Source organism: Rhodococcus sp. WB1, assembly GCF_001700945.1.
Classification (GTDB): Bacteria; Actinomycetota; Actinomycetes; order Mycobacteriales; family Mycobacteriaceae; genus Rhodococcus; species Rhodococcus aetherivorans.
Genome location: NZ_CP015529.1, coordinates 3,644,402 through 3,666,730, shown reverse-complemented (window position 1 = coordinate 3,666,730; position 22,329 = coordinate 3,644,402). Strand labels below are relative to the sequence as shown.

General features: G+C 71.8%; 21 protein-coding genes. 11 read left to right on the top strand and 10 right to left on the bottom strand.

Features of this window, described 5'->3' with window-relative positions:
• The first annotated feature begins 10 nt into the window (after positions 1-10).
• Complete coding sequence (tatB, locus tag A4U64_RS16130) at positions 11-391, top strand: Sec-independent protein translocase protein TatB (protein ID WP_006938788.1); 381 nt, start codon at positions 11-13, stop codon at positions 389-391.
• A gap of 70 nt (positions 392-461) precedes the next feature.
• Here tatB and A4U64_RS16125 read toward each other — a convergent pair whose 3' ends face one another.
• The 5 genes from A4U64_RS16125 to A4U64_RS16105 form a co-directional block, all read right to left on the bottom strand.
• Positions 462-1,595 (bottom strand): Mrp/NBP35 family ATP-binding protein, encoded by a 1,134-nt coding sequence (locus A4U64_RS16125; protein ID WP_006938786.1) that lies wholly within the window; start codon positions 1,593-1,595, stop codon positions 462-464.
• A gap of 25 nt (positions 1,596-1,620) precedes the next feature.
• Positions 1,621-2,499, bottom strand: coding sequence for a lytic murein transglycosylase (locus A4U64_RS16120; RefSeq protein WP_006938784.1), 879 nt, complete (start codon positions 2,497-2,499; stop codon positions 1,621-1,623).
• A 159-nt stretch (positions 2,500-2,658) separates the two neighbouring features.
• A complete protein-coding gene (locus tag A4U64_RS16115) occupies positions 2,659-3,648 on the bottom strand; it encodes a hypothetical protein (protein ID WP_050034866.1) in 990 nt (329 codons plus the stop codon).
• An 88-nt stretch (positions 3,649-3,736) separates the two neighbouring features.
• Positions 3,737-4,264, bottom strand: coding sequence for a DUF1003 domain-containing protein (locus A4U64_RS16110; protein ID WP_006938782.1), 528 nt, complete (start codon positions 4,262-4,264; stop codon positions 3,737-3,739).
• Complete coding sequence (locus A4U64_RS16105; protein ID WP_029542476.1) at positions 4,257-5,531, bottom strand: magnesium transporter MgtE N-terminal domain-containing protein; 1,275 nt, start codon at positions 5,529-5,531, stop codon at positions 4,257-4,259. The genes A4U64_RS16110 and A4U64_RS16105 overlap by 8 nt, the downstream gene beginning before the upstream one ends.
• Positions 5,532-5,589: 58 nt before the next feature.
• Here A4U64_RS16105 and A4U64_RS16100 point away from each other — a divergent pair, with 58 nt between their 5' ends.
• From A4U64_RS16100 to A4U64_RS16070, 7 genes are all read left to right on the top strand, one after another.
• A complete protein-coding gene (locus A4U64_RS16100; RefSeq protein ID WP_029542478.1) occupies positions 5,590-6,546 on the top strand; it encodes an HpcH/HpaI aldolase/citrate lyase family protein in 957 nt (318 codons plus the stop codon).
• Between the two features lie 131 nt (positions 6,547-6,677).
• The gene (locus A4U64_RS16095; protein WP_003936099.1) at positions 6,678-7,166 is read left to right on the top strand and encodes a general stress protein; all 489 of its coding nucleotides are present in this window, start codon (positions 6,678-6,680) and stop codon (positions 7,164-7,166) included.
• Positions 7,167-7,302: 136 nt separating this feature from the next.
• On the top strand, positions 7,303-8,637 hold the full coding sequence (locus tag A4U64_RS16090; protein ID WP_065922826.1) for an ABC transporter substrate-binding protein: 1,335 nt from the start codon (positions 7,303-7,305) through the stop codon (positions 8,635-8,637).
• A complete protein-coding gene (locus A4U64_RS16085; protein WP_006938769.1) occupies positions 8,634-9,599 on the top strand; it encodes a carbohydrate ABC transporter permease in 966 nt (321 codons plus the stop codon). Before A4U64_RS16090 ends, A4U64_RS16085 begins: the two co-directional genes overlap by 4 nt.
• Position 9,600: 1 nt before the next feature.
• A complete protein-coding gene (locus A4U64_RS16080; protein ID WP_006938767.1) occupies positions 9,601-10,437 on the top strand; it encodes a carbohydrate ABC transporter permease in 837 nt (278 codons plus the stop codon).
• A 5-nt stretch (positions 10,438-10,442) separates the two neighbouring features.
• A complete protein-coding gene (locus A4U64_RS16075) occupies positions 10,443-11,612 on the top strand; it encodes an ABC transporter ATP-binding protein (protein ID WP_006938765.1) in 1,170 nt (389 codons plus the stop codon).
• A 22-nt stretch (positions 11,613-11,634) separates the two neighbouring features.
• Positions 11,635-12,447, top strand: a complete 813-nt coding sequence (locus A4U64_RS16070; protein WP_065922825.1) for a hypothetical protein — start codon at positions 11,635-11,637, stop codon at positions 12,445-12,447.
• Between the two features lie 10 nt (positions 12,448-12,457).
• Here A4U64_RS16070 and A4U64_RS16065 read toward each other — a convergent pair whose 3' ends face one another.
• Positions 12,458-13,978 carry an MFS transporter gene (locus A4U64_RS16065; protein WP_006938761.1) on the bottom strand — a complete coding sequence of 507 codons (1,521 nt, stop codon included), beginning with the start codon at positions 13,976-13,978 and terminating at the stop codon, positions 12,458-12,460.
• 124 nt (positions 13,979-14,102) lie between these two features.
• Between A4U64_RS16065 and A4U64_RS16060 the strand changes: the two genes are divergently transcribed.
• Positions 14,103-15,209, top strand: a complete 1,107-nt coding sequence (locus A4U64_RS16060) for a winged helix DNA-binding domain-containing protein (protein ID WP_065922824.1) — start codon at positions 14,103-14,105, stop codon at positions 15,207-15,209.
• Between the two features lie 76 nt (positions 15,210-15,285).
• Entirely contained in the window at positions 15,286-15,819 is a 534-nt protein-coding gene (locus tag A4U64_RS16055; RefSeq protein WP_006938758.1) for a DUF1360 domain-containing protein, read from the top strand.
• Between the two features lie 154 nt (positions 15,820-15,973).
• On the opposite strand, the gene A4U64_RS16050 is transcribed toward A4U64_RS16055, so the two are convergent.
• Positions 15,974-17,677 carry a RecQ family ATP-dependent DNA helicase gene (locus tag A4U64_RS16050; protein WP_084648655.1) on the bottom strand — a complete coding sequence of 568 codons (1,704 nt, stop codon included), beginning with the start codon at positions 17,675-17,677 and terminating at the stop codon, positions 15,974-15,976.
• A 189-nt stretch (positions 17,678-17,866) separates the two neighbouring features.
• Positions 17,867-18,712 (bottom strand): ParB N-terminal domain-containing protein, encoded by an 846-nt coding sequence (locus A4U64_RS16045; RefSeq protein WP_006938754.1) that lies wholly within the window; start codon positions 18,710-18,712, stop codon positions 17,867-17,869.
• A gap of 94 nt (positions 18,713-18,806) precedes the next feature.
• Here A4U64_RS16045 and A4U64_RS16040 point away from each other — a divergent pair, with 94 nt between their 5' ends.
• Entirely contained in the window at positions 18,807-19,394 is a 588-nt protein-coding gene (locus tag A4U64_RS16040; protein ID WP_006938753.1) for a suppressor of fused domain protein, read from the top strand.
• Between the two features lie 9 nt (positions 19,395-19,403).
• On the opposite strand, the gene A4U64_RS16035 is transcribed toward A4U64_RS16040, so the two are convergent.
• Positions 19,404-21,218 (bottom strand): hypothetical protein, encoded by a 1,815-nt coding sequence (locus A4U64_RS16035; protein WP_082120213.1) that lies wholly within the window; start codon positions 21,216-21,218, stop codon positions 19,404-19,406.
• A complete protein-coding gene (gene corA / locus A4U64_RS16030) occupies positions 21,209-22,276 on the bottom strand; it encodes a magnesium/cobalt transporter CorA (protein WP_029542492.1) in 1,068 nt (355 codons plus the stop codon). The genes A4U64_RS16035 and corA overlap by 10 nt, the downstream gene beginning before the upstream one ends.
• Positions 22,277-22,329: the final 53 nt, after the last annotated feature.

The window sequence follows — 22,329 nt, the reverse complement described above, 5'->3', positions numbered from 1 at the left end:
CCCTGGAGCGGTGTTCGGCAACATCGGTTGGGGCGAATTCATGGTCCTCCTCGTCGCGGCGCTCGTGGTCCTCGGCCCCGAGCGGCTGCCCGGCGCGGTGTCGTGGGTGACCAAGTCGCTGCGGCAGGTCCGCGACTACGCGTCCGGCGCGAAGGAGCAGCTGAAGGAGGAGCTGGGCCCCGAGTTCGACGACCTGCGTCAACCCCTGTCCGAACTCAACGAGCTGCGCGGCATGACGCCCAAGGCGGTCATCACCAAGCACCTGCTGGACGGCGACGACTCGCTGCTCACCGGCAACTTCGACAAGCCCGGCACCAAGCCGGTGAGCAAGCCCGTCCCGCCGCCGCTGGCGGCCGGGGAGAAGCCCCCCATCGACTCCGACGCGACGTAGGCCGCTGCGCGGCCGGTGTGTCCTTCGGGCGGCAGGAGCAACCTAAAGGGCACACCGGCGCCGCAGGCGCCTACAGGTGGCGGGTGGTGTCGATCCCCAGCGACATGCCGGCCAGGCCGCGGCGCCGCACGGCGAGCTTCTCGGCGATCTCGCGCAGCGCCGTACCCGCAGGCGACTCGGGGGCGCTGAGAACGATCGGGGTGCCGGCGTCGCCGGCCTCGCGCACCGCCGGATCGAGCGGGATCTGGCCCAGCAGCGGGACGGTCGCGCCGACGGCGCGGGTGAGCCGCTCGGAGACGGCCTGACCGCCGCCCGTGCCGAACACGTCCATCCGGGTACCGTCGGGCAGTTCGAGCCACGACATGTTCTCCACGACGCCGACGATGCGCTGGCGGGTCTGCAGCGCGATGGAGCCGGCCCGTTCGGCGACCTCCGCGGCGGCCTGCTGCGGCGTGGTGACGACGAGGATCTCGGCGCCCGGGATCAGCTGCGCGACGGAGATCGCCACGTCGCCGGTGCCGGGCGGCAGGTCGAGCAGCAGCACGTCCAGATCGCCCCAGAACACGTCGGCGAGGAACTGCTGCAGCGCACGGTGCAGCATCGGCCCGCGCCAGACCACGGGCGTGTTGCCCTGGGTGAACTGGGCGATGGAGATCATCTTCACGTCGTGCGCGACGGGCGGCATGATCATCCGCTCCACCTGGGTGGGCTTGGCGTCGGTGCCGAGCATCCGTGGGATGGAATGGCCGTAGATGTCGGCGTCGAGCACGCCGACGGACAGGCCCCGCGCGGCCATCGCGGCGGCGAGGTTGACCGTGACGGAGGACTTGCCGACCCCGCCCTTGCCGGAGGCCACCGCGTAGACGCGGGTGAGCGAGCCGGGCTGGGCGAACGGGATGACCGGCTCGGTGGAGTCGCCGCGCAGCGACTTGCGCAGCTCGGTGCGCTGCTCGTCGGTCATGACGTCGAGTTCGACGCGCACGGCGGAGACCCCGGCGACGTCGGCGACGGCCTTGGTGACGCGGTCGGTGATCTCGGTGCGCAGCGGACAGCCGGCGGTTGTCAGGTAGATGCCGACGTCGACGCTGCCGTCGCCGCCGATCTCGATGCTCTTGACCATGCCGAGCTCGGTGATGGGCTTGCGGATCTCGGGATCCTGGACCCGCGCCAGGGCGCTGCGAACGTCGGACTCGCTGACTGCCATGGCATCAATCGTAGGTGGCGCCCGATCAGTGGATGCGCGGCAGGTCCGCCGCGCTGGGGGTGACACCGGTCGAATAGGCGGCCGACCAGGCGAGCACGTTGGCAACGTATGCCATCGAGTTGTTGTAGCGATGGATGGCCTTGGTGGCCTGCGCGATGTCGTGCATGTTGTTTCCGCCGTCGCACAGGTACTTGGCGGTGGTGAGGGTGGAGTCGTACAGGTTCTGCGGGTCGGCGTCGCCGTCGCCGTCACCGTCACCGGCGTAGAGCTTCCACGTGGACGGGATGAACTGCATGGGGCCGACCGCCCGGTCGTAGACGGTGTCGCCGTCCAGGGTGCCGCCGTCGGTGTCACGGATGACGGCCTGGCCACGCAGGCTGCCGTCGAGCGGCAGGCCGATCACGGGTTCGAGGAGGTTGCCCTTGTCGTCGGCCTTGCCACCCTTGGCGTGGCCGGACTCGACCTGGCCGATGCCGGCGAGCAGCGTCCAGTACATGTTGCAGCCGGGGTTCTCGGCGGCGAGGATCCGCTCGGCGTTCTGGTAGGCGGCGAAGTTGATGCCGGGGATCCCGAGGGGGCCGGGCTGCAGCGGCGCCGGGGCGGCGGGTGCGGGCTCCGGGGCGGGCGCGGGGGCCGCCGCGGGTTCCGCGGTAGGCTCCGGAGCGGTCATGAGGGCGGCTGCGGCGGCGACGTCGCGGGAGACCCCGTCGGCGACGTAGGTGGTCTCGGACGCGGCGGTCACGGGCTCGGCCACCGCTTCGGTGTCCTGGACGCCGAACAGGGTCTTCGGGCTCGCACCGGCGCTGGTGGCGGCGGCGACCACGCCGACCGGAACCAGTCCGGTGAGGGCGATGACCGAATTGCGGCGAAGCTTGGACTCCGAAGGCTTTCTGTGCCGGCCCACTCGATACCTCCTGGGCGCCTACCCCGAGACGCTTTCGTTACATGGCGGTATCGACCATACATGAAGTGATGCGTTTCCGTTACCCTACCGTGATGTAACGCGCTGAGCTGGGCATACGGTGGCAGGGAGGGGTTACCGGGAGATCGAGTCGTGACCGGATCAGGGCACGGGCGGCGCCGGGCACAGCGCCGGGACGAGACACGGCAGCGGCGGCAGCACGGGCGCGGGCGGCGGCGTCCCGACGACCGGCGCGGGGGCGGGGTCCGGCTCGACCGCGGGCGCCGGGACCGGCCCCGGTGGGGGCGCACCGGTGGTCCCGGCGACGGGAGCCGGGACGGTCTCGGCGACGTCGACGGTGTTCGGCAAGGCCGGAACGGCCGGCGTGGCCGACGGCATCGGGGGTGGCACGACGATCCCCGGCGAGACCGCGGCGCCCTTCTCGTAGGCGGCCGACCAGGCCTGCACGTTGGAGACGAACTCGGGCGACGGGTCGAACCGGGCCGCTGCCCGGGCGCGGGCGTCGGGCTCGGCGAGGCGAGCGTCGTCCGAGCACAGCCAGGTGCCGGCCGCCAGGGTGGCGTCGAAGACGTTCTGCGGGTCGGCGGCGCCATCCGCATTGCCGTCCGCCGAGAACTGCGACCACACCGCCGGGGGCAGCTGCATCGGCCCGAGCCTGCCGGTCCCGGGGGCCACGCGCGCGGTGGTGAGGGTGCCGAGCACGTCGGTGCGTCCCGAATCGGCGTGCTGCGAGGTGATCCGTCCGATCGCCGCGAGCAGATGCCACGGCAGCGCGCACCCGGGCTCGCTGATCGCGAGCTGCATCTCGGCCGCCCGGTACGCGTAGAGCACCAGTTCGGGGATCGCCAGGGGGCCCTCACCGGCCATCACGGGAGACGGCTGTCCGGGAGCGACCGTGACCGCGGGCGGTAGGTCCGCGGCGGGATCGGGAGCCGTGCCCGCGGCTCCGCGCACGGGCCGCGGCGACGCCGGATCCGCCGGCAGCACCCCGATCCCGGTGCTGCCGTCCGCCGCCGTCACGGCGACCGGCTCCGTGTTCTCCGTCGCGGCCACCGTCGCCGGCGACGACGCGACCGCCGCGAACCCCGCGCCGAGCACCACCGGCACCGCGATCAGACCCTGCCAGCGCACGCCATCACCCCACAGACCTACTCGTCGCGGACCGTTACCCCACCGACACCATCGACCGGCTGTGATGAACGTTACAGCGAGTCACGTCTCAGCGGCGGGGAGGGCGCGGTTTTCCGGCCGTCGTCGTTGCCGTGTCCTCCTCTTCCGGCTCGATCAGCAGTGCGCGCAGATCGTCGAGTTCGCGGCGCAGATAGTCGCGGGTGGCCACCTCGCCGACGGCCAGCCGCAGCGCCGCCAGCTCACGCGCGAGGAACTCGGTGTCCGCCTTGGTCTGGGCGGCGCGGGCCCGGTCCACCTCGAGGGAGACCCGGTCCCGGTTCTCCTGCCGGTTCTGGGCGAGCAGGATCAGCGGCGCGGCGTACGCGGCCTGCGTGGAGAACGCGAGGTTCAGCAGGATGAACGGGTACGGGTCCCACTGCAGCGCGACGGCGAAGACGTTGAGCAGGATCCACACGATCACCACGACGGTCTGGATGGCCAGATAGCGTCCGGTGCCGAGGAACCGGGCGATCGACTCGCTGACGCGCCCGACGGCCTCGACGTCGAAGTTGACCCGGAAGCGGCCGGTGCGGGGGGTGTCGAGGCGCTGCCGGGCCACGGCGGAACGGTCACTCATCGTCGGCCTCCTCCTCGCGCCAGTCCTCGGGCAGCAGGTGGTCGAGCACGTCGTCGACCGTCACGGCACCGAGCAGGTGCCCCTCGTCGTCCAGCACGGGCCCGCACACCAGGTTGTACGTCGCGAAGTACCGGGTGACCGCGGTGAGCGAGTCGTCCGGGTCCAGTCGCGGCAGGTCGTTGTCGACGATCCCGCCCACCAGGCCGGCCGGCGGCTCCCGGAGCAGCTGCTGCAGGTGCACGCAGCCCAGATACTTGCCCGTCGGGGTCGCGGTGGGCGGCCGCACCACGAACACCATCGACGCGAGCGCCGGCGTGAGGTCCGGGTCGCGGACCCGGGCCAGCGCCTCGGCCACCGTCGTCGCCGGGGTGAGCACCACCGGCTCGGGGGTCATCAGGCCGCCGGCGGTGTCGGGGGAGTGCTCGAGCAACCGCCGCACCGGCTCCGAATCCTCCGGATCCATCAGGCGGAGCAGCGACTCGGCCTCCGAGTCGGGCAGCTCACCGAGCAGATCCGCGGCGTCGTCGGGATCCATCGCCTCGAGCAGGTCCGCGGCGCGTTCCACCTCGAGGTGCATCAGCAGATCGGTCTGGTCGTCGGTGGGCAGCTCCTGCACGACGTCGGCGAGCCGCTCGTCGTCCAGCGCGACCGCCACCTCGTGCCGGCGCTTTTCCGGCAGCTCGCGGAGCGCGTTCGCGACGTCGGCGGCGCGCATGTCCTCGAACTGCAGCAGCAGCTGCGAGACGCCCTGGCCGGGCATCCCGAGGTTGGTGTAGGTCAGACCGTGCACGTGCTGCCAGTCCACGACGTGGATCGCGGACCTCCGGCCCAGCCGGCCGCGGTGCGCGCGCACGGCCACCCGCGAGACCAGCCAGTCCCGGGTGCGGGTCAGTTCGATGCCGAGGTCGACGACGACCACGTCCACGCCCGCGAGCTCGCCCAGCTCGGGATCGTCGACCCGGACCTTCGAATCGAGCACCTGCGCGAGCGCCAGCACCTCGGTCGGCCGCTGCGTGAACCGGCGCAGGCTCACGTTGCCGGTGTTCAGGGTGACGGCGCCCGGCTCGATCGCCGTCACCCGCAGCATCGGCACGAATATTCGCTTGCGCGTTGGCAGTTCGACGACCAGGCCGAGCACCCGGGGCTGCTGCCGGCCGATCCGGATGGTGAGCACGACATCGCGCACCCGGCCGATCGACTCGCCGTCGGGCCCGAGGACCACCAGACCGGCGAGCCTCGCCGCGAATACCTTGCTCACTGCTGCCATGATGGTCAGGCTAGAACGTGCGGTCGTCGATTTCGGAACACGGAGGTCTGCCCAGCCCATGTCGTTCGACTTCAGGCCCCGAAGGTCCGTGCTCGCCGTTCCCGGCAGCAGCCGCAAGATGATCGACAAGGCCAAGGGCCTCGCCGCCGACGAGGTGTTCCTCGACCTCGAGGACGCCGTCTCCCCGCTGGCGAAGGAGCAGGCCCGCACGACGATCGTCGAGGCCCTCAACGAGGACGGATGGGGCGAGCAGCTGAAGGTGGTGCGGGTCAACGACTGGACGACCGACGCCACCTACCTCGACGTCGCCACCGTGGTGGGCGGCGCCGGCGCGCACCTCGACGCGATCCTGCTGCCGAAGGTCCCCGACGCGAGCCACGTGCAGGCGCTCGATCTGCTGCTGACCCAGGTGGAGAAGGCCCACGGCCTCGAGGTGGGCCGCATCGGCATCGAACCGCAGATCGAGGACGCACTCGGGTTGACCAACATCAACGCCATCGCCACGGCGAGCCCGCGCGTCCGGACCCTGGTGTTCGGCCCGGCCGACTTCATGGCGAGCATCAACATGCGCACCCTCGTCGTCGGTGAGCAGCCCGACGGCTACGACCGCGGCGACGCCTACCACCACATCCTCATGACCATCCTCATGGCGGCCCGGGCCCACGGCCTGCAGGCGATCGACGGGCCGTACCTGCAGATCCGCGACGTCGAGGCGTTCCGGCGCTCGGCGCAGCGGACCGCTGCCCTCGGCTTCGACGGCAAGTGGGTGCTGCACCCCAGCCAGATCGACGCCGCGAACGAGGTCTTCAGCCCGCGGCAGGAGGACTACGACAAGGCCGAGATGATCCTCGACGCCTACGAGTGGCACACCTCCGCGGCCGGCGGCGCGCGCGGCGCCGCGATGCTCGGGGACGAGATGATCGACGAGGCCAGCCGCAAGATGGCGCTGGTGATCTCCGCGAAGGGCCGGGCGGCCGGGATGACCCGCACCACGAAGTTCGAGCCGCCGCAGTAGGCGGCTGCGCCGCCGGTGCGTCCTTCGGGCGGCGGAAACAACCCAAAGGACGCACCGGCGCCGAAGGCGCACACGGGCAGAATGGACAGGTGCGCCGGATCGGGGCGCGCAGTCACGAGAAGGAGCCGAAGATGACCAACCCCCTCGGACAGCCGGGACGCGCCACGCCGGGCCTGCCGACTCCGCCGAGCGGCTGGCCGGTCGGTTCGTACACCACCTACGCCGAGGCGCAGCGGGCTGTCGACCACCTCTCGGACCAGTCCTTCCCGGTCGAGGACGTCACCATCGTGGGCGTCGACCTCATGCAGGTCGAGCGGGTCACCGGCCGGTTGACGTGGGCGAAGGTGATCGGGGGCGGCATCGCCTCCGGCGCCTGGCTCGGTCTGTTCTTCGGCCTGCTGCTCGGGATCTTCTCGACCGACTTCCTCGGCCCCCTGCTCGTCGGCATGGTCGGCGGCATCGTCTTCGGCCTGATCTCCACGACGATCCCGTACGCCGCGACGCGCGGCCAGCGTGACTTCTCGTCGACGATGCAGCTGGTGGCCGGCCGTTACGACGTGCTGTGCGCGCCGCGCAACGCCGAACGGGCCCGGGACCTGCTCGCCAAGCTCGCGTTGTAAACCGTTCGATCACAGTTCCGCTCCGGGCGGCAGTTGGGTCGCGCGCCGGCGCCCGGTGCGTTACGTTCGCACCAAGTGTGACGGAAGTCACCGTCGCGCTGGACGACGGGCGGAGGCTGCGGTGCGGAGACGGGCGGTGAGGGTCGGACTGGTGGGTGCCGCGGCGGTGCTCGCGCTGTCGTCGGTCGCGGCGTGCGGCAGCGAGTCGAGCGGGACGGTACTGAGTTTCTACACCGCCGCCGACGGTGCGGAGCAGTACGCCGCCGCGGCGGCGAACTGCACGGCCGCCGCCGGCGGCAGGTACACGATCGAGCAGCGCACCCTGCCGAAGGGCGCCGACGACCAGCGGCTGCAGCTCGCGCGGCGGCTCACCGGCGAGGACGACACGCTGGACCTGATGACCCTCGACGTTGTGTGGACGGCCGAGTTCGCCGAGGCGGGATGGGCGCTGCCGCTGCCGCCGGACGTCGCGGCCTCGGTGTCCGAGGGCACCCTCGCCGGGCCGCTGGCCTCGGCGACGTGGCAGGACACCCTGTACGCGGCTCCGCTGAACACGAACACCCAGTTGCTCTGGTACCGCAAGGACCTGATGCCCGGCGGCCGCCCGCCGCAGACGTGGGACGAGATGATCGACATCGCGAGCGGGCTCGCGGACGAGGGCCGGCCCAGCTGGATCGGGGTACAGGCCCGCCAGTACGAGGGCCTGATGGTGTGGTTCAACACCCTGCTCGCCAGCGCGGGCGGATCCGTCGTCGCCGAGGACGGCACCACCGTCACCGTGGCCGACGGTGACGCCGCCGTGACAGCCCTCGACATCATGAAGCGCGTGGCGACGGCGCCCGGTGCGGACCCGTCGCTGAACCAGTCCGACGAGGCCGCCGCCCGCCTGGGCATGGAGAGCGGCAAGGCCGCCTTCCAGGTGAACTGGCCGTTCGTCTACCCCGGCATCCTCGAGAACGCCGAGAAGGGCTTCCTGCCCTCCATCGACGACAACGGCAACGTGACCGCCGAGAACACCGGAAACACGGTGCTGACGGTGAACGGCGAGCAGAACTTCCTCCCCGCGCCGTACCCGGCGGTGATCGCCGGCACGCCCGCACGGGTCACCATCGGCGGGTTCAACATCGCCGTCGCGCGCACCAGCCGCAACCCCGACCTGGCGTTCGAGGCGATGCAGTGCCTGCGCAACGAGGAGAACCAGCGCAACAACGCCGTCGACGGCGGCGTTCCGCCCACCCTCGCCTCGCTCTACGACGACCCGGAGTTCCAGCAGGCGTACCCCGTCTGGCGGGAGGTGCGCGAGAGCCTCGAGAACGCGGCGGTGCGCCCGGTCTCGCCCGCCTACCAGAGCATTTCGACGCTCATCACCGCCACGCTCAACCCGGTCGACCGGATCGATCCGCCGCGCACGGTCGACGAACTCGCGGAACAGGTTCGCAAGGCGGTCAATTCGGAAGGGCTGATCCCGTGACCACCACGCCCGCAACCAGACCCGTCCCGCCGGCCGAGGGCGCCCGGACCGCACCGTCCCGGCGCGAGAAAGCCCTTCTCTCCGAAGGGAAGAAGGCCGAACGCCGGCTCGGGCTGTGGCTCGTCGCACCCGCGGCGCTGCTGATGCTCGCCGTCACGGCCTACCCGGTGGGGTACGCGGTCTGGCTGAGCCTGCAACGGTACGACCTGCGGTTCCCCGACGAACGCGAGTTCGTCGGACTGGCCAACTACGTCTCGGTCCTCACCGACGCGTTCTGGTGGCAGGCGTTCGCCGTGACCGCCGGGATCACCGTCGTGTCGGTGGCGATCGAGTTCGTCCTCGGCCTGACACTGGCGCTGATCATGCACCGCACCATCGTCGGCAAGGGCACCGTCCGCACCGTGGTGCTGATCCCGTACGGCATCGTCACCGTCGCCGCGGCCTACAGCTGGTACTACGCGTGGACGCCGGGCACCGGTTACCTCGCGAACCTCCTGCCCGAGGGCAGTGCCCCACTGACGCAGCAGCTTCCGTCGCTGGCGATCATCGTGCTCGCCGAGGTGTGGAAGACCACCCCGTTCATGGCGCTGCTGCTGCTCGCCGGGCTGGCCCTCGTCCCGGACGACCTGCTGCGCGCCGCCCAGGTCGACGGCGCCGGCGCATGGACGCGGCTGACCAGGATCATCGTGCCGCTGATGAAGCCGGCGATCCTGGTGGCCCTGCTGTTCCGCACCCTCGACGCCTTCCGCATCTTCGACAACATCTACGTCCTCACGCGCGGATCCAACGGCACGGGCTCGGTGTCGATCCTCGGATACGACAACCTGTTCAAGGCGTTCAACCTCGGGATCGGGTCGGCGATCAGCGTCCTGATCTTCCTGTGCGTGGCCATCATCGCGTTCGTGTTCATCAAGCTGTTCGGGGCGTCCGCACCGGGCTCCGATCCGGAAGGGAAACGGTGACATGACGACGACCGAGACCCCGCGCCGCAAGCTGAGCTGGTCGGTGGTGAACCTGCTCGTCCTGCTGTACGCGCTGATCCCCGTCGTGTGGATCGCCAGCCTGTCGTTCAAGCCGGCCGGCACCATCAAGGACGGCCGGTTCATTCCCCGGGAGTGGACGCTCGACAACTACCGCGGGATCTTCCGCACCGACGCGTTCACCAGCGCCCTGATCAATTCCATCGGTATCGGGCTGATCGCGACGGTGGTCGCCGTGGTCATCGGTACCATGGCGGCCTACGCCATCGCGCGGCTCGACTTCCCGGGCAAGAAGATCCTCGTCGGCGTGGCGCTGCTGATCGCGATGTTCCCGCAGATCTCCCTCGTCAGCCCGCTCTTCGACATCATCCGCAAACTCGGGCTGTTCGACACGTGGGCCGGCCTGATCATCCCGTACATCACCTTCTCCCTGCCCCTGGCGATCTACACGCTCTCGGCGTTCTTCAAGGAGATCCCGTGGGAGCTCGAGAAGGCCGCCAAGATGGACGGCGCCACGCCCGGGCAGGCGTTCCGGAAGGTGGTGGCGCCGCTGGCGGCGCCGGGCATCGTCACCGCCGCGATCCTGGTGTTCATCTTCTGCTGGAACGACCTGTTGTTCGCGATCTCGCTGACCTCCACCGAGCGGTCCATCACCGCGCCCGCGGCGATCGCCAACTTCACCGGGGCCTCGCAGTTCGAGGAGCCCACCGGCTCGATCGCGGCGGCCGCGGTGGTCATCACCATCCCGATCATCGTGTTCGTGCTGATCTTCCAACGTCGCATCGTGGCCGGCCTGACGTCCGGCGCAGTGAAGGGATGACCCAGATGGCTGAAATCGTGCTGGACAAGGTGACCAAGCTCTACCCCGACGGGGCGAAGGCGGTCAGCGACGTGGACGTGACGATCGCCGACGGCGAGTTCATCATCCTGGTCGGTCCCTCGGGCTGCGGGAAGTCGACGACGCTGAACATGATCGCCGGGCTCGAGGACATCTCCTCCGGCGAGTTGCGCATCGGCGGCGAGCGGGTCAACGAGAAGGCGCCCAAGGACCGGGACATCGCGATGGTGTTCCAGTCGTACGCGTTGTACCCGCACATGACGGTGCGGGAGAACATCGCCTTCCCGCTCACCCTCGCCAAGATGCCCAAGGACGAGATCGAGCGGAAGGTCACCGAGGCCGCCAAGATCCTCGACCTGACGGACCATCTCGACCGCAAACCGTCGAATCTGTCCGGCGGGCAGCGTCAGCGGGTGGCGATGGGCCGCGCGATCGTGCGCAACCCCAAGGCGTTCCTCATGGACGAGCCGCTGTCCAACCTCGATGCCAAGCTGCGGGTGCAGATGCGCACCGAGATCGCCCGCCTCCAGAAACGGCTGGGCACCACCACGGTGTACGTCACCCACGATCAGACCGAGGCGATGACCCTCGGCGACCGGGTGGTCGTCCTCCGCGGCGGGCTGGTGCAGCAGATCGGCGCGCCCCAGGAGCTCTACGACCGGCCGAGAAACCTGTTCGTGGCCGGATTCATCGGCTCTCCGTCGATGAACTTCCTGGCCGGCCAGCTCGAGTCGAACGGCGTGCGCACCGTGATCGGCGACTTCACCCTGCCGGCCGAGCGGTGGGCGGCCGTGCAGAAGCACAATCCGGGACGTGACGTCGTCGTCGGCGTCCGGCCCGAACACTTCGAGGACGCCACGCTCCTGGACCCGGCCCAGCGGGAGCAGGGTACGACCTTCACCGTGGACGTCGACGTGCTCGAATCGATGGGGTCGGACAAGTACGCGTACTTCACCGTCGAGTCCCCGGACCTGCATTCGAGCGACCTCGACGACCTGGCGGCCGACGTCGGCGTCGCCGACCTCGCCGGCGGGTCGATGGTCGCGCGGCTGCCCGCCGAGTCCGGCGTCGCGAAGGGCCGGCCCGTCCAGCTGTGGTTCGATCCGGCGAAGATCGCCCTCTTCGACCAGGCGACGGGGGAGAACATCACCCTCTGACCGAGCGGTGCATAGTAGGCCGGTGGACCTCGACGACATCGCCGACGAGCTGTACGGGCTCGATCCGGGCGAGTTCACCGCGGCCCGCAGCGAGCACGTCGCCCGCGCCCGTGAGGCCGGAGACCGCGAGCTCGCGGCGGCCGTCGGCCGGTTGCGCAAGCCGACCGTGTCGGCCTGGCTGGTGAACATGCTCGTCCGCGAGAAGTCCGAGGAGGTCACGGCCCTGCTCGGGCTCGGCGACGCCCTGCGCTCCGCGCAGCGCCAGCTCTCCGGGTCCGAGCTGCGGCGGCTGTCCACGCAGCGACGGCGGGTGATCGGTGCGCTCGAGAAGACCGCGGCCCGCCTCGCCGCCGAGCATGGCCGGCGGGCGTCGGAGGCGGCCCTGCGCGAGGTCGGCCAGACCCTGCACGCCGCCCTCGCCGACGCCGATCTGGCCGAGCAGGTGCGCGGAGGCCGGCTCGAGGCGCCCCTGGACTACAGCGGCTTCGGCCCGGTGGGGCTGTCGGTCGTCCCGCCCCCGCCGGGACGGACGGACACCGAGGCGGACGAGGCCGAGCGCACCCGGCGCGCCGCCGCCCTGGAGACCGCCGTCGCCGAGGCGGAGGCGGCGCGGAACACCGCCGACGAGGCGCAGTCGGTGGCGGCGCGGGCACGCGCGGCGGTCGAGGCACTCGACGGGCACGTCGCGCGGTTGCGCGAGGAGCTGAGCCGGGTGGAGCAGCGGCGCGAGTTCGCGCGACGCACCGCCCGGTCGGCCGACGAGGACGCCGCGAAGGCCGAGGACGCGGCGCGGCAGGCGGAGGAGGCGGTGCGCGCGCTGCGGGAGCAGGACTGACGTCGCCCGATCAGCCCCGACGCGCCGCGGCGGCCTCGGCCTGTTCGTCCGCGACGACGGGCGTGGCGGCGAGACCGGACACCGATCCCCATTCGGCGGCGAGGGCCGTCGCCTCCACCTCGTCCTCCTCGCGGTCGCTGAGCGGACGCGTCGCCGGTTGCCCGCCGACGAGAACGAGCACCGCGGCGGCGGCCGCGGCCGCGGCGCCCAGCGCGAACGCCGCGACGAACGCGCTCTCGCGGACGACGCCGCCGGTGCCGGCGACGGTCAGCGTGGCCAGCAATGTCGTCACCACCGCGCTGCTGAGCGAGCTGCCCGCCGTGCGGGCGATGGAATTGATGCTGTTCGCGACCCCGGTCTGATCGGGGCGCACCTCGGCGACGAGGAGCGCCGGCAGCGCCGCATAGGCGAGACTGACGAAGGTGGTGACGAGGATGCCGGAGACGATCAGCTGCCAGCTCCGGTCGTGCACGACCGCCACCAGGGCGAAGCCGGCGATCCCGAGAACGCACGCTCCGATCAGCACCCAGCGGGCGTCGAACCGGTGGATGAGCCGGCCCGCCAGTGCCGCGGCGACCACACCGACGAGCGCGCCCGGGAGCATGTACACCGCGGTCGCCTCGAGCACGGTGGCGCCGAACCCGTATCCGGCGACGGCGGGCGGGGTCTGCACGAAGTATGCGGTGGCGAGGAAGCTGACGAACATGGCCATGCCGACGAGGAACGCGGCGCCGTGCACCACGAACACCGGCCGGTGGGTGAGCATCCGCGGCGGCACGAGCGGCTCGTCGACGTGCCGTTCGAAGAGGAACCACCCGGTGAGCACGGCCAGGCCGAGGGCGGCGCTCGCGACGGTGGGCGGCGCCGCCCACCCCCACGTTCCGCCCTCGGACAGGGCGAGCAGCACCAGCGCCAGGCCGACGGCGAGCAGCGCCGCGCCGAGCCAGTCGATCCGGCCTCCCTCGGCCCGCCGCCGCTTCGGCACGACGAGGAAGGCGCTCAGCAACGCGACGACGTTGAACGCCGCCACCAGCCAGAACACCCGGCGGTAGTCGCCGCCCGAGACCATCAGGCCGGTGAGCACCATGCCGATCGCACCACCCACGCCGAGCGTGCCCGAGAACAGGCCCATCGCGCCGATCAGCCGCTGCGGCGGCAGTTCGGCGCGCAGCACGGCGATGCCGACGGGGAACAACGCGAACGACACGCCCTGCAGTACCCGGCCGAGAAGCAGAAGCGCGAACGAGTCCGTGGCGGCGCACAGCAGCGAGCCGACGAGCACTACGGCGAGGACGGTGAGCAGAACCGGGCGTTTGCCGCGCAGGTCGGCCAGCCGGCCCAGCAGCGGCGTGGTGACGGCGGCGGCGAGCAGGTTCGCGGTCAGCACCCAGCCGGCGGCGGTCGTGCTCACGCCCAGCTGGTCGCGGATGGTGCCGACGATCGGCACCACGGACGTCTGCATCACGGCGATCGTGGTGATGATGAAGCACAGCACGGGAACCAGCAGCCGCGCACCTCTCGGATCGGACATCGGCTCTCCTCGACGCTGCAACATGAAACTAAATTCAACTAAACATCTACCGGACGCTCGGTCTCGCCGTCCAGGCACATGCGAAACCCGGGCCGCCGTCGGACCGCCGTGGCAGGGTGTCCCCGTGACGCCGCGCACCCTCACCGCCCGCGCGCTCGGCCGCGCCACCCCCGCCCGGCAGCACCTGCTGCGGCGCGGCGACCTGCCCGCGATCGAGCTGGTCGAGCATCTGCTGGGCTTGCAGGCCCAGGCGCCGAGCCCGCCCTACTTCGCGCTGTGGGCGCGGTTGCGGCGGTTCCGGCCGACGGCCCTGGCCGACCTCCTCGAATCACGCGACGTGGTGCGCATCGTGCTCATGCGCGGCACGGTGTTCGCCGTCTCGGCGGCCGACGCGGTGGCCCTGCGGGACTGGATCCAGCCGCTGCTGGACCGGGACCTGACCACCAACACCCAGTATGCGGCCGGTCTGGCGGGGCTGGATCTGCGCGAGCTCGCCGCCGTGGGCCGCGGCCTGTTCCGCGACGGCCCGCGCAGCCTGCAGGAGCTGCGCCCGCTGCTCGCCGAGCGGTTCCCCGGCCGCGACCCGGCCGCGCTCGCCTACGGGCTGCGGAATCTGCTTCCGCTGGTGCAGGTGCCGCCGCGGGGGCTGTGGGGGCGCTCCGGGCAGCCGAGACTCACGCCGCTCGACGAGTGGATCGGTCGCGGCCCGGCACGGGCGGACCCGGCCGTCGTCCTCCGGCGATACCTCGCCGCGTTCGGGCCGGCGAGCGTGCGCGACGCGCAGACCTGGTCGGGGCTGACACGGCTCGGTGAGGTCTTCGAGCGGTTGCGTCCGTCGCTCGAGGTGTTCCGTGACGAGAACGGTGTCGAGGTGTTCGACCTGCCCGACGCCCCGCGACCCGAACCGGCGACGCCGGCGCCGGTGCGGATCCTTGCGCCCTACGACAACGTGCTGCTCTCGCACGCCGACCGGACCCGGATCGTGCCCGACGAGCACCGTCGCCGGATCATGACGCAGAACGGCATCGTGCGCTCGACCTTCCTCGTCGACGGGACCGTCGCCGGGGCCGCGAACTTCATCGTCACGAAGAATTCGGCCGTGCTCGAGGTGACCCCGTGGCAGCGACTGACGGCCACCCGGCGCGCGGCGGTCGAGACGGAAGGTCTGCGGCTGACGAGATTCGCTGCTGCGACCGCCGAAGTGCACGAGGTGCGGTTCGTCGAACAGTAGGCGCGCGGCGGCAGGCGTGGCCCGCCCGCGGACGGGGTATCCGGCGGGCGGACCGAACTACCCGCAGGAGCAGCAGATGAGCAATCAGACCGACACGTCCCTCGACCTCGCGGAGACCGCCCGCAGGCACGCCCGCGAATACACGGCGGGTGAGGACCTCCCGATGCGGGGGTACGCGACGGTCCTTGCCGGGTACAGCACGCTCGTCACCGTCGCCGTGATCGGCGCGCTGGTGACCGGCCGGCGGCTGCCCGACCGGTTGAGCGGCGAGGACCTGATCGTGCTCGCCCTGGGCACGCACAAGCTGTCGCGGACGGTCACGAAGGACGCGGTGACCAGCCCCCTGCGGGCGCCCTTCACCCGGTACACGGGACGGGGCGGCCCCGCCGAGGTGACGGAGGAGGTGCGCGGAACGAACACCCTGCGGCACAGCCTCGGGGAGCTGCTCACCTGCCCGTTCTGCTTCGACGTGTGGGTGGCGACCTTCTTCACGATCGGGATGGTCTTCGCGCCGCGCCCGACGCGGCTCGTCGCCGGGCTGTTCGCGGCCCTGGCCGGCGCGGACTTCCTGCAGTTCGCCTACGCGAAGGCGCAGCAGAGCGTCGGGTGAGCGCCGCGGCCCGTCGCCCCCTGTGCCGTCTCGGGCAGGACGGGCCGTGCAGGATCCACGCGCCGGTTCGGAATCCGCCCGTGCTGCGGCGTGGGCGGATTCCGAAGTCGCGGGCGGATCCACCGGGCGCATCCGCCCGGCCCGCCTGGGGACGTCAGGCGATGTCGGGCTCCGGCTCGGGCTCCGAGTTCTCGGGGCGCAGCAGGTCGTGCTCCTCGACCGCCTCGAGCGAGAGGGTGCGGTAGCCGTATCCGTCGAACAGCACGGTGATCCGGTCCGTCTCCGCGCTCATCACCTCGCCGGCGCCCCACTGCGCGTGCACGACCCGGGTGTGTAGCGGAATCGATTCGTGACGAACATGATTCGCCGGCTCGGGCCGGCTCTCGGGGATCCCCTCGCGGCAGCAGTCGCAGTGGCCGCACGGTTCGATCAGCGACTCGCCGAAGTACCCGAGCAGGAACTGCCTTCGGCAGCCGCGGGTTTCGGCGTAGCCGCGCATCATCTCCACGCGGGAGCGGTCCATCCGTTCGCCCACCGCTGCCACCTCCGCCGCGCGCCGGACGGCGATCTCCACCTCGACGGTGCGTGCGGTGAACCCTTTGCGTCCCGAGGAGACCACCCCGGCCCGTTCGAGCAGGTTGACCGCGTTGGTCAGGGTCCGGCCGCGGGTATCCAGTTCGGCGCGTAGGTCTTTCAGTCGCGTCGGAGCTTTCGCGCGCCGCAGTGCGGTGAACGCCCGGCCGAGCAGTTCCTCGTCCGGGCGGTGGGTCGTGAAGAACTTCGCGAGCGAGAGGTCCTCGGGCCGGTAGAACAGCAGCGCCTTCGCCTCGAGCCCGTCGCGCCCGGCCCGGCCGATCTGCTGGTAGTAGCTGTCCACGGAATCCGGCGCGGAGGCGTGCGCGACGAACCGCACGTCGGGCTTGTCGATGCCCATGCCGAACGCGGAGGTCGCCACCACCACCTCGTACTGGCCGTCGAGGAACCCGTGGTGTACCCGCTCGCGCGTGGCCGACGGCAGGCCGGCGTGGTACGCGGCCGCCCGCTGCCCCCGTTCGGCCAGTTCGGCCGCATAGAACTCGGCGTCCTTGCGCGTCGCGGTGTACAGCAGCCCGGGCGTCTCGAGTCCGGCGACCGTCTCGATCACCGCCCGGCGTTTCTCGGCGTCGGTCGTGTACCGCTCGACGGCCAGATCGATGTTGGGCCGATCGAATCCGCTGGCGATCACCACCGGGTCGCGCAGGCGCAGCTCCTCGACGATCTCCTGCCGCACCGGCGGCGACGCGGTGGCCGTGAGCGCCGCCACCGGCGGCCGGCCGAGCCGGTCGAGCGCGTCGGCCAGGCGCAGGTAGTCGGGCCGGAAGTCGTGGCCCCACGCGGACACACAGTGCGCCTCGTCGACCACCACGAGGGAAACGTGCGCGTCGGCGAGACGGGCCACCACCTCGTCGTTGGCGAGCTGCTCCGGCGCCAGGAAGATGTACTCCACGGTGCGCTCCCGGATCGTCTCCCACGCGGCCGCGGTCTCCGAGGCCCGCTGCCGGGAATTGATCGCGACCGCGTCCGGCGCCGAGGTGGCGTCGAGACCTGCGATCTGATCGTTCTGCAGCGCGATGAGCGGGGAGATCACCAGGGTCGTGCCCTCGATCAGCAACGCCGGCACCTGGTAGATCGCCGACTTGCCCGATCCGGTGGCCATCACCGCGAGCACGTCCCGGCCCCGCACCAGCGGTTCCATCGCGTCGAGCTGGCCGGGACGCAGTTCCTCCCAGCCGAACACGCGGCGCGCGGCCGCCCGTAGCTCGGCCCGGATGTCACGCGGTCCGGTCGTGTCGGCTGCGTCCTGCACGGTCGCCGTCAAGCGTGTCCTCCTGTCGTGGGCCCGGTCCTCCCGACCAGGGTACGGAGCGCATGGAGTCCCCAACCCCAGCGCGGACCGGCGCCGGCACGCTTCTCGACCGGCCCGAGGCACCCGGGCGTTCGGTGGGCGCCCTCGGTGGCTGACCGGGGATACCTCCGGCGCCCCGGGACCAAACCGGTGGGCGTGCGCTCACCGCGGGGCCCGCCGCCGCAGCCGCTCGATGATCTCCTCGTTCCACACGTGCCGCCGCACCAGCCGGTACCGTTCGCCGGCCAGCCACAGATACGCCTCGGCGTCGGTGCGGGTGCGCAGCATCCCCGCCGCCCGCACCATGTCGACCACCGGTACGAACTCCTCGTCGAACCACCGCTGCGCCACCACGTCGCGGGTGAGGAACTCGCCGCGCTCCTGCATGAGCCTGAAGCCCCACGCCTCGATGCACTCGGCCAGTTCCGCGTAGTCCCACGGGTCCCGGACGGTCACCGCATCACGCCGGCTGCCGGTGAGCGGCACCCGGCTGAGGAACATCCGGTAATGGTCCTTGCGCATCAGGTCCGAGTGCTGGGTCACGCCCTCCGGCGAGATCCGGGTGACGATCTCGGTCACGTAGGCGTCGATGGTCGCGTCACCGCGGGCGTAGGCGATGGAGACGCGGTGGTGCCCGTCCACCACGAAATGCATCGTCCCGATGCGGTACACCGTGATCGGCGGCACCGCCTCGCCCCGGCGGCGGGCCGTGGCCAGCTTCTCCCACCGCTGGCGCAGCCGCGCCGACGTGGGCCGGAACCGCCGGTCGAAGTCCTCGGTGCGGTCCACGCTGCCGACGATCGAGGCCACGTCGATGCTCTGCAGGCCCAGGCGCCGTTCCCCGACCCGGCCGAGGGCCCGCACCACGGCGTCGAACGGCAGCACGGCGTTGACGTCCTCGGGTTCGCGGCGCAGCCACGCGATCAGCCGCGCGTACTCGGCGCGCCGCCGCTGCCGGGAGAAGTCGTCGCCGGCGTCGGCGCCGGGGAAGCCGGTGTCTCGCACCATTACACGACGGTACCGGCGGACGGGGCCCCGGTCGGCCGGATCGGCGCAGGCCGCACCGGCGGCGCGGGACCCGCCTCGGGTCTACATTGCAGGGGTGATCGACGCCGTGCTGCCCGCCGTCCGTGCCCATCTCAGCGCCCGCCTCGGGGGCGGCGAGCCGGAGACGGCGTCCGTGACGTTCCTCGGCCTCGAACCCATCGAGGTGCTGCGCTTCCGCGTGGAACAGCCGGACCTGGTGCGGTTCGCGACCCTGGGGTGTTCGCGGCACCCGATGGGCGACCCCACCGCGACGGTCGCCGACCCGACCCGCGGGCCGCGCGCCGAGCTGATCCTCAGCGTGCGCGGCCTCAGCGGCAGTCTCCCGGGACTGGTCCGCACGCTCGCGACGCTCGCCGCCCTGCCCGCGGTGGAGGGCGTCGTCCTCACCGACGACGCCCTGCTCGACCTGGGGGAGCCGCTGTGGCAGGGCGCCACCTTCACCGCGGTGATGCTCGAGCCGAGCGACGTCCCCGACCTGGTGCTGCCCGAGCCCGCCGACCCGGTGCGGTTCTTCGAGGTGATACCGCTGACCGGCACCGAGGCCGCGTGGAAGCGGTTGCGCGGCGGCGCTGCGCTGCGCGAAGCGTGGTCGGAGGCCGGCATCGACGTGCGGGACCCGAACCGCGCCCCGGCCCGCATGTGAATCGCGCCGTCAGCGGGGCACGACGACCCCGATCGGGCCACCGGCGAGGCAGACGTCGAGCCCGGCCGACGCGGAGCGGGCCTGCAGCCCGGTGCCCGCGCCCGGGACCCGCGCGTACACCGTGCCCAGTCCCGCGGTGACCGGCACCCGCACCCGTGGCGCGGCGGGGAAGCCCACCTCGATCTCGCCGTCCGCGGAGGCACGGTAGTTCAGCTGCACCGTCCATTCCCCGCCCACCAGCGCGGTGTCGGCGGGGAGCACGGTCGTCGTCGACGCGGTGAGCAGATGCCCGCAGTCGGGCACCGGCCCGGGCAGCACGTGCCGCACCGGGACGAGACCCGCCGGCACCAGCCGTCCGCCGTCGTCGAGCACCTGCAGTTCGGTGGTGACGGCGCCGATCTCGGCGCGTCCCGGCAGCGGCGAGAACACGCGGCTGAGCAGATTGTGGGGGTGGGTGACCGGCAGGAGCACCCACACCGAGACGGGATGATCGAGGATCGGCATGTCCGGCCGCGCGGTGAGCGCGGACTTCGCGGCGGCCAGGTACGCGCCGGTGGGGTTGTCGGCCCAGGTGCGGGCGAACGTCGCCGTCGACCACAGGCTGCTCGCCGCGAAGGTGACCGCGCACCCGGCCGCGACGAGCCGCCGTGCCGGTTGTGCGGGGGGCGCGTCGCCGCGCGACGGAGCGTGCAGGATCAGCGCCGCGGCGATCGCGACGACGACGGCCGTGTCGGTGTGGTAGCGCAGGGTCTGCGCCAGTTCGTACGTCGTGTCCGGACCGAAGCGGGTGCTGATCATCGCGGCCGTCGAGGCTGCCACGTAGACGGCCGTCGCGGCCCACACCCAGCCCGTGCGCCGGTTCCGCCGCAGCGACCACACCAGGACGGCGAGCACCGCCGCCCAGGCCGCCACGACCAGCCCGGCCGGCGGATCCGCCCACGGCGGGCCCGGATTCCAGCGGTCCCATCGCCACGGCCCGCCCAGCAGGGTCGGCAGCACCCCGAACGAGACGCCGTGGTGCGTCAGCCCGCGCACCATGTCGGCCGTGGGCGCCCCGAACCGGGACTCCACCAGGGACAGGTAGGCGGCTGCCCACCCGGCGAGGGCGAGCGCCGAGCCGAGCCACAGCGGCGCCCCGCGCACCGCCGCGGTGCGCACCGGCCGGCGGCGGCCGTCCAGCCGGTACATCAGGGCGACGGTCGCGAACGCCACCGCCGGCACCAGCACCGACTTCTCGAAGAACAGCAGCGCGACGACGGTGACCGCCGTCCCGCTCAGCGCGTAGCGGATCCGGCCGGTGCGCACCAGCCGGATCGCGTCGCCGGCCACCCACGCCAGGGCCGCCTGCAGTGGCAGCGAATTCAGCCCCGCCGCCCACCACGCGAACGACGGCAGCGTCAGAGGGGTGAACAGGTAGAACAGCAGCGGGCCGAGCAGCGCCGGCCGCGGCCCCAGCAGCAACCACAGCACGCGCAGCACGGCCAGCGACGCCAGCGCCTGGCCGGCCACCAGCGTCGCCGCTGCGGGCCACCACTGCAGCGGCGCGAGGGCCGTGACGACGCCGGCCACCAGGAACCCACCCGGCATGAGATGGCCGTCGTGGTCGTAGCCGAGGAGTTCGAACGACAACAGCGGGTGCATGCCCGAGCGTCCGACCAGAATCAGGTCGTCCCAGTAGAACTCCCCGCGGAAGGCGAGCAGCGAGCGCACCGTCAGCTGCAGGGCGATCAGGACGAGTGCCGCCGCGAGCACCGCCGGGCCGGGTGTGCGCCCGTCGGGGGAGACCGGCGCGAGGCGCTCCCGGGCCGCGGTGATCAGAGCCATTTGTTGCGGCGGAACGTGACGAACAGGCCGACGGTGATCGCGACGATGGCCCCGATGACCACGAAGTATCCGTGCTCCCAGTGCAGTTCGGGCATGTTGTCGAAGTTCATCCCGTAGATCCCGGCGATCATCGTGGGTACGGCCGCGATCGCCACCCATGCCGAGATCCGGCGCATGTCGGTGTTCTGCTGCACCGTCACCTTCGCGATCGCGGCATCGACGAGAGTGCTCAGCGTCTCGTCGTAATCCGCGATGCGCTCGGCCACCTTGGTGTGATGGTCGGCCACGTCCCGGAAGTAGCGCCGGACCTCCTTGGGCACCGGATTGCCCGCGCCGCGGGTCAGCTGGCGCAGCGGCGTCGCGAGGGGGAGCACCGCCCGCCGCAACTCCACGATCTCCCGCTTGAGCAGATAGATCTGTTCCACCGCGATGCGGGTGTCGGGCGTGAACACCAGTTCCTCGAGGTCATCGATGTCCGGCTGCACGGCGTCGACCACGGCGAGGTACGTGTCCACGACGTGGTCGGCGACGGCGTGCAGCACCGACGACGGCCCCAGCGCCAGCCGCTCCGGGGCCGCCTCGAGCCGATGCCGCACGTCCGCCAGCGCCGAGTGGTCGCCGTGGCGGACGCTCACGACGAAGTCCCGGCCGCAGAAGAGCATGATCTCGCCGGTCTCGACGATCTCCTTGGTCGTGGTCACCGACTCGTGCTCGACGTAGTTCACGGTCCGCAGCACCAGGAACGTCACGTCGTCGTAGCGCTCGAGCTTGGGCCGCTGATGTGCGTGCACGGCGTCCTCGACCGTCAGCTCGTGCAGGCCGAACGTGCGGCCCACGCTCGTCATCTGCTGTTCGTCGGGCTCGTGCAGGCCGAGCCACACGAAGCCGGCGCCGCGGCGGCGCACCTCCGCGAGCGCCGCGCCGTGGGCGTAACGGCCCGGCAGCCGCATGCCGTCGACGTAGACGGCGCAGTCCACGACGGCCCGCTCGGCGGGGATCCGCAGGGCGGGCGCCGCGGCGCCGGTGCGTCGCGACGAGTGCGAGGGCAGGTTCGGCATCGGTTCCCTTCCGCGCGGCACGCTCCGGCCCGCACCGGGCGGGTCCGGGCCGT

Coding starts and splice junctions, on each gene's coding strand:
- A4U64_RS16125 (WP_006938786.1), bottom strand. CDS start 1,595: ATGGCAGTCAGCGAGTCCGACGTTCGCAGCGCCCTGGCGCGGGTCCAG.
- A4U64_RS16110 (WP_006938782.1), bottom strand. CDS start 4,264: ATGAGTGACCGTTCCGCCGTGGCCCGGCAGCGCCTCGACACCCCCCGC.
- A4U64_RS16105 (WP_029542476.1), bottom strand. CDS start 5,531: ATGGCAGCAGTGAGCAAGGTATTCGCGGCGAGGCTCGCCGGTCTGGTG.
- A4U64_RS16100 (WP_029542478.1), top strand. CDS start 5,590: ATGTCGTTCGACTTCAGGCCCCGAAGGTCCGTGCTCGCCGTTCCCGGC.
- A4U64_RS16095 (WP_003936099.1), top strand. CDS start 6,678: ATGACCAACCCCCTCGGACAGCCGGGACGCGCCACGCCGGGCCTGCCG.
- A4U64_RS16080 (WP_006938767.1), top strand. CDS start 9,601: ATGACGACGACCGAGACCCCGCGCCGCAAGCTGAGCTGGTCGGTGGTG.
- A4U64_RS16075 (WP_006938765.1), top strand. CDS start 10,443: ATGGCTGAAATCGTGCTGGACAAGGTGACCAAGCTCTACCCCGACGGG.
- A4U64_RS16065 (WP_006938761.1), bottom strand. CDS start 13,978: ATGTCCGATCCGAGAGGTGCGCGGCTGCTGGTTCCCGTGCTGTGCTTC.
- A4U64_RS16055 (WP_006938758.1), top strand. CDS start 15,286: ATGAGCAATCAGACCGACACGTCCCTCGACCTCGCGGAGACCGCCCGC.
- A4U64_RS16045 (WP_006938754.1), bottom strand. CDS start 18,712: ATGGTGCGAGACACCGGCTTCCCCGGCGCCGACGCCGGCGACGACTTC.
- A4U64_RS16035 (WP_082120213.1), bottom strand. CDS start 21,218: ATGGCTCTGATCACCGCGGCCCGGGAGCGCCTCGCGCCGGTCTCCCCC.
- corA (WP_029542492.1), bottom strand. CDS start 22,276: ATGCCGAACCTGCCCTCGCACTCGTCGCGACGCACCGGCGCCGCGGCG.